Below are 6,718 nucleotides of genomic sequence, written 5' to 3' on the forward strand. Positions count from 1 at the left end.
GCTTAACCCCAAAATTGTGATTCCCACCCAGTATCGGACGCAGGCAGCGGATGCGGCAAACTGCGATATTCTGCCGATCGACAATTTCCTGAACTTGGTTCAGGGTGCAACGGTGCGACGGGTCGGCAGTGACAGCGTGACGCTGCGATCGGGCAATTTACCCGCAGAAGGAACCGAGATTCAGGTTTTGAGCTATGCGTTTTGAGTCGTCAGATTCGATCGCCCACTGCTGATCTTTGGTGGTAGGCAAAGGCACTCAGAACGATCGCCGGAAGGGGTTGCTCTGGCTGAGGCTGCCTTGCCTACGTCATGAATTGAACCCAGAATGCTTGATTAAAGCCTGAATGGTGCTGACTAATTGCTCAGGCTCGAGGGGTTTGGTGAGATACTCCTGAAAACCCGCCCGAAAGGCTGCCTCGCGCCGCGTGTAGCTGGCATAAGCAGTCAGGGCGATCGCCGGAATTTGTCCTTCGGGATAGATCGATCGCACCTGTTGCAGTAGCCCGTAACCATCTTGTTGGGGCATAGCAATATCGCTGAGCAAAATCTGCGGTTTAAACTGCGGCAGTTTCTCAAGTGCTGTCGTCGCACTGCTTGCTGTTTCCACAATCGCGCCATACTCCTCTAGGGCAAAGGTGGTTAAGTCCAGCATATCGGGCTGGTCATCCACCAGCAGCACCCGCACACCTGCCAGCGACCCATCAGAAGCAAGAGGGACTTGCTCCAAGTTTTCTTCTGCTCCTAGATCGTTCTCACGTTTCAGAAGCGGCAGCCTCACAACAAACGTTGTCCCCTGCCCTTTTCCACCGCTGGCGACCGTGACCGTACCACCGTGCAGCTCAACCAGATATTTGACGATCGCCAAGCCCAAGCCTAGCCCTTCTTTCGCGTTCACATTCTGCGAATCCTGACAGAATCGCTGAAACACTTGAGGCAGGAAGTCGGGGGCGATGCCAATGCCTGTGTCAGTGATGGTGATTTGGGCGTAGGAGTGAGGAAGCGAGGGGGTGAGGGGTAAGGCGTTAGCAGAGGTTTGATCGGCAATGTTGCTTGCTGCACGACTGCTTATCTCTTCATGCCTCTTCCCAACCTGCTCTAATCTCACCTCAACGCTGCCTCCTTGTGGAGTGAATTTGATCGCGTTAGTTAACAGGTTGAGGACAATTTGCTGGAGGCGGTTGAAGTCGCCGGAGATGGGGGCAGTTTTGTCGAGCTGCATTTTGAGCTGGAGCGGTTTGGTTTCAGCCAGGGGGCGGACGGTTTCGATCGCAGCTTCCATCACTTCGAGCAGATTGACCGATGCCAGCGTTAGTTTGAGTGTGCCGCGCACCATGCGGGAGACATCGAGCAGGTCTTCGACAAGTTGGACTTGCGCCTGCGTATTGCGGGCGATCGTCTCCAAGGCTTTAGCGGTTGTTGCGGGGTCGAGACGGCGCGTTTGCATTAGTTTTGCCCAGCCTAAAATTGCATTGAGCGGCGATCGCAGTTCGTGGGCAACGAGGGCGACAAATTCGTCTTTGCTGCGGTTTGCGGCTTCGGCTTCTGCCAGCAGTCGATCGCGTTCAAGTTCAGCTCGTTTGCGTTCATCCTCGACGCGCTTGCGCCCGGTAATTTCCTGCACCATGATGTTGATGCCGAGCACTCGCCCTGCTGCTGCGATTAGCGGGTAGTAGCTGACCAGCCAATGGCGCTCGATTCCTGGCTGTGCTGGGGTTGTGCCCTGAACTTCAACATCTAGAACCGGGACACCCGTTTGCAGCACTTGTTCAAAAATTGGCTCCTGAACTTCTGCCAATTCTGGTAAAAGTTCTCGAATAGTTCGTCCCAAATGGTCAGAAACCGACAGCCCATTCATTTCTGCCAATCGCTCATTAAGCTGCACAAACCGCCGCTCCCGGTCTAAAAAGCACAGTCCGATCGGGGCAGTCGCATAAATGGCTTCAATCTGGGCGAGCTGCGCTTGAACGGTTGCTTCAGCCCGTTTGCGTTCGGTGATGTCGATCGCTGCCAGAATGCCGTAATCAGGACGAGGAGGCTGAGTCGATCGATCAAAGAAGACCTGTTTGCGAATGCTCAGCCAGCGCACTTCCCCGGTTTGCCAAAGGACACGATGCTCGTGGGCGAGATAGCCTTTCCCTGCCGGATCAAGCACTTGCTGTATCATTTCCAGCAGTTCTCTGCGTTCTCTGGGGTGGAAGACGGCATACAGCCGATCGATACTCACTACGAGGTCGTCGGCGATTAGAGTCTCTTCAGCAGGAATGCCAAACATGGCTGATGCTTCGGAAGAGAGCCTGGCGCGATCGGTCGCGTAGTCAAATCGAACGAGGGCAACCCCTGCCACCTGCACCCCGAGCTGTAACTGCTCCTCAGACTGGTGCAGACGTTGTTCGGTGAGTTTGCGTTTGTGAATCGCTCTGGTGCTGCCGACGATCCGAACGGGTTGCCCAGAATCGTCTTTGAGAACCGTGCCCCAGTCCTCGACCCAGAGATAACGCCCGTTTTTGTGCAGGACACGGTATTCATTGCAGTAGCGACCGAGCTTTGCCAGGTCTGAAAACACGCTTTCATCGTTTTTCTTGGGGCGATCGTCCGGGTGGATCAGGTCAAGCCACCACTCAGGAGACGGATCAGCCTCTTCCAGCAGATATCCGGTGACTTCGTAGAGTCCCTGGGTACGCTCGACGCGATTGCACTGTAAATCCCAGTCATAAATCAGGCAATTGACCGCCGCCGCCGCTAGCTCAAAGCGATCGTGGCTTTGCTGAAGGGCAGATTCTGCTCGCTGGCGTTCTGTCAGTTCTGCCCGTGCCTGCTCGTACAGCTCTGCCTGTTTTAGCGCAATGCCAAGCTGAGCGGCAATTTGCCGGAGCAGATCGATTTCGACGGGTTGCCATTGACGCGGACAGGCGCACTGACTCAACACCAGCAAGCCCCAGAGCTGCTCTCCCTGTAAAATTGGCACAATCAGATTTGCCCGGATCTGAAACTGCACCAGCATTTCAACATGACAGTCTGTTAGCCCTGCGGTGTAGATATCTTCGACCACCTGAATTCTGCCCTGGCGATAGTCTTCACCGTGGGTTTCGAGGAAGTAGGTATCTTGTACGCGGGCACCGATCGCCGCAGGCAGCCCATTGCTGACCGACTCCACCACGATCGTGCCACTAAAGTCGGGGTTAAAGCGATAAATAAAGGCGCGATCGGTGCTGAGAAACTCGCGAACTTCAGTAACCGCCGTATGCAGCACGTCCTTCAGATCCAGCGATTGGCGAATTTGCTGCGTGATTTGATGGACAATTTGCTCTCGCTCAAGCTGCTGCTGCCGCTCCAGTTCTGCCTGTTTTCGAGCAGTGACATCGCGCCAGGAGGCAACAAAGCCATCATTAAATTTGCTGGCACGGATATCAAAGGCACGATACAGCAACGGTGTGCCAAAGCCATCGATGTAGGTCAGTTCTTCTTTGACGAGCGGTTCTCCGGTTTCCACGACGCGACAATACTGGTCAAACTGCCCCGTTTCTCGAGTGGCGGGCAGCACTTCACCCAGTTTTACATTGATGCCTGCGGTAGTCATTTGATGGTTTTGCAAAGCAGCGGCATTCAGATAACTAATCTGAAAATCAAGGATCTGCCCCCCGCTGTCTCGAATGGCTGAAAAGATGCCAAAGCAGTCGAGCATATTTTCGATCGACACCCGAAACCGATCGTCACTCTCGCGCAGTTGGAGCCGCAGTCGGGCATTTTCGATCGCGCTTCGCACCGTGAGCCGCAGCAGATCGGGCGTGAGCCGACGCTTCACCAGATAATCTTCCGCCCCCAGCTTGAGTGCCTGCACCGCAATACTTTCATCGCCTTGTCCGGTGACGATCACCACAGGCGGACTGTCTTCGCTATTTTGGGCATGCAGGGCTTGCAGAAACTCCAGCCCATCGCAATCGGGCAGCAAATAGTCCAGCAAAATTGCGTCGATTGATTCGGTGCGGCACAGCTCCAGCCCCTCCATTGCCGTATCCACTTCTAGCAAACGATAACCGCAGCTTGTATCGGTAAGCAGAGAGCGGCGATAGAGTTCTCGGTCTGGCAGAAAGTTTTCAACAATGAGGACGGTGCAGGGGGGGACTGCCATAGAGATTTTCCGGGAAAAGATTAAGTCACGATGGGTCTAAAGCATCTGCCACGGGTGGTTTAAGGCGGGTCGAAATCAGGACACAGGACTCCTTGGCGGCGATCGGGAAGACAGCGACAAAACCCATTCAGCAACTGAGCTGTTAATTTAGTAAACTATGCGAATTGATGTAGATTTCGCGAATTCATCATCTAATTCATCATTCTGTCAATCCTAGTTCTACTCATCCCATCGGTTCCTAAAACAGCGGAACAATCATTCTTCTAAGATGAGAATACACCCTAAGGATGAGTCGCTAATATTCCTTGAGTAATAAGTTAGCGACCGCAATTTCCGGATTGAGGACGAAGGAGATCCACAAGGGTTTCCAAAAATTGTTCTGGCTCGATCGGTTTTGCAACGTGAGCCTGAAATCCAGCCGCAAGAACACGCTGTTGATCGGCTTCGCTGGCGTGGGCAGTAAGCGCAATTGCGGGAATGCCTGCATTCAGATTGTCCTGAAGCGATCGAACTTTCTGGATCAGATTATAGCCATCTAAGTTCGGCATACTGATATCGCTGATCAAACCGTTGAATGGCTGAACTTCTAAAGCCGCAATCGCTTGCGCGGCACTCTCAGCAACTGTTACCACTGCGCCCTGCTGCTCCAGCATAAACGCCAGCAACTCGCGGCTATCGGCTTCGTCATCGACCAGCAAAATTTTTTGTCCGGCAATTCCCGCTTCGATCGGTGAAACTGCTTCTAAAGTGTCCTTTTGATAATCGATCGCCTGATGCAGCGGCAGCCCAACCGTAAACACCGCTCCTCGATCGATGCCTTCACTTTCTACCTGCACCACCCCGCCATGCAGCTCAACCAAATGTCGCACGATCGCCAACCCTAGCCCCAACCCCGTATAAGATCGCGTCGTGGAGCTATCTGCCTGCCTAAAGCGATCGAAGACGTGGGGCAGGAAGTCGGGGGCAATGCCGATGCCTGTATCGGTGATGGTGATTTGAGCGTAAGGGCAAAGGAGTGGAGGGGGTGAGGGGTGAGAGAAAATTGGGTCAGCGGTTGAGCCAAGTTCATGACTTTCCACCTCCCGATCTCCCGATCTCCCGATCTCCCAATCTTCCTCCTCGACTCGTTCTAATTCCACCTTGACTTTGCCGCCATCGGGCGTAAATTTGATCGCGTTGGAGAGGAGGTTTAGAACGACCTGCTGTAAGCGGACGGCATCCCCCATCACTTGAATTTCGTCAAGCGTGAGGTGAACCGTGAGATGTATGGCTTTGGCTTGTGCCTGCGGACGCACAGATTCGATCGCCGCTTCAATCACGGGCGGAAGCTGGATTGGGGCCATTTTCAGGGAGAATTTGCCCTGAATAATGCGCGAAACATCGAGCAAATCTTCAATGAGCTGGGTTTGGGACTGGGCGTTGCGCTGGATAATGCTTAAGCCACGAGCGACGGTTGCTTCATCTAGACGACGAACGCTCTGTGGAACAAAGCTATCGCTCAGGATTTTTGCCCAGCCTAGCATGGCGTTGAGCGGCGTGCGAAGCTCGTGGGACAGCACTGCCAGAAATTCGTCTTTCATGCGGTTAATGGCTTCGGCTTCCTGGCGGGCAATTTGTGCTCGAATCATTTCGGCGCGTATCGCTTCTGCCTGTTTGCGCTCGGTGATGTCTTCGATCGTGCCTAAATGTCCGAGCAGTTCACGCTGTTCTGAAAATGACTGCCCTGAACGCTGCTCTGAATGCTGCTTTGAATACAGAGGGCGCGATCGAAGATTAATCCAGTGCAGGTCTGGATTGAGCAATCGGAATTCGGCTGACAATTCCTGCTCGCCGCTCAGGTAAGCCATCCATTGTGCTGTCATGGGCGATCGATCTTCAGGGTGGATCGTTTGCAGCAAATCGACTTGCAGCGAAGCAGGGGCACTGATGCCGCAGATCGCATCGAAGCGCGGATTGGTGTAGGTCAATGTTCCAGCGGGGTTCGTTAAGAAAATGCCAATCGGTGAACCTTCGCTCAGCAGCCGAAACTGTTCTTCGCTTTGTCTAAGCTGGGTGTTTGCCGTTGCGAGTTGGGCAGCCTGGCGTTCGAGCACAAGGCTTTGCTGCTGAATTGCCTGCGTTTTTTTGAACAGATCGACGAATACCGTTGCCTTCGATAAAAGCATGACCGGATCGATCGGTTTGTGTAAATAGTCCACCGCTCCCAGCGAATAGCCTTTCGACAGCATCTCAGAAGTGGCACTAAATGCCGTCAGAAAAATAATCGGCGTTTGGCGCGATCGCCGACGTTGGCGAATCAGGCTTGCCGTCTCAAACCCATCCATTCTTGGCATTTGCACATCGAGCAAAATCAGGGCAAAGTCTCGTTCGAGCAAAACCCGCAGAGCCTCCTCACCCGAATTCGATCGCACTAAATTCGCGCCTAGCGGTTCCAGAATAGCCTCCAGCGACAGCAGGTTCTCCGGGTGATCGTCTACAAGAAGAATATTGACCGTAAAATCTGACTGCATAAGGTTTTCCGCAAAACGCGATCGCTTTTCCCCAGAGCATGTTTCAAATGCTTTTGATCTCCCCTAGCCCCCTGCGAAA

The 6,718-nt window shown here is 53.6% G+C and carries 2 protein-coding genes and 1 pseudogene; 1 reads left to right on the top strand and 2 read right to left on the bottom strand.

Annotated elements, in window-relative coordinates:
• Positions 1-205: pseudogene (locus tag H6F80_RS00880) on the top strand (MBL fold metallo-hydrolase); the annotation flags it as partial.
• 102 nt (positions 206-307) lie between these two features.
• Here the strand turns inward: H6F80_RS00880 and H6F80_RS00885 are convergent.
• Together H6F80_RS00885 and H6F80_RS00890 are read right to left on the bottom strand one after the other, a co-directional pair.
• Entirely contained in the window at positions 308-4,129 is a 3,822-nt protein-coding gene (locus H6F80_RS00885) for a response regulator (RefSeq protein WP_190789737.1), read from the bottom strand.
• 317 nt (positions 4,130-4,446) lie between these two features.
• Positions 4,447-6,639 carry a hybrid sensor histidine kinase/response regulator gene (locus H6F80_RS00890; protein WP_190789738.1) on the bottom strand — a complete coding sequence of 731 codons (2,193 nt, stop codon included), beginning with the start codon at positions 6,637-6,639 and terminating at the stop codon, positions 4,447-4,449.
• Positions 6,640-6,718: the final 79 nt, after the last annotated feature.

The sequence above is a fragment of the Leptolyngbya sp. FACHB-711 genome (assembly GCF_014695615.1).
In the GTDB taxonomy this organism is placed as follows: domain Bacteria; phylum Cyanobacteriota; class Cyanobacteriia; order Elainellales; family Elainellaceae; genus Leptolyngbya_A.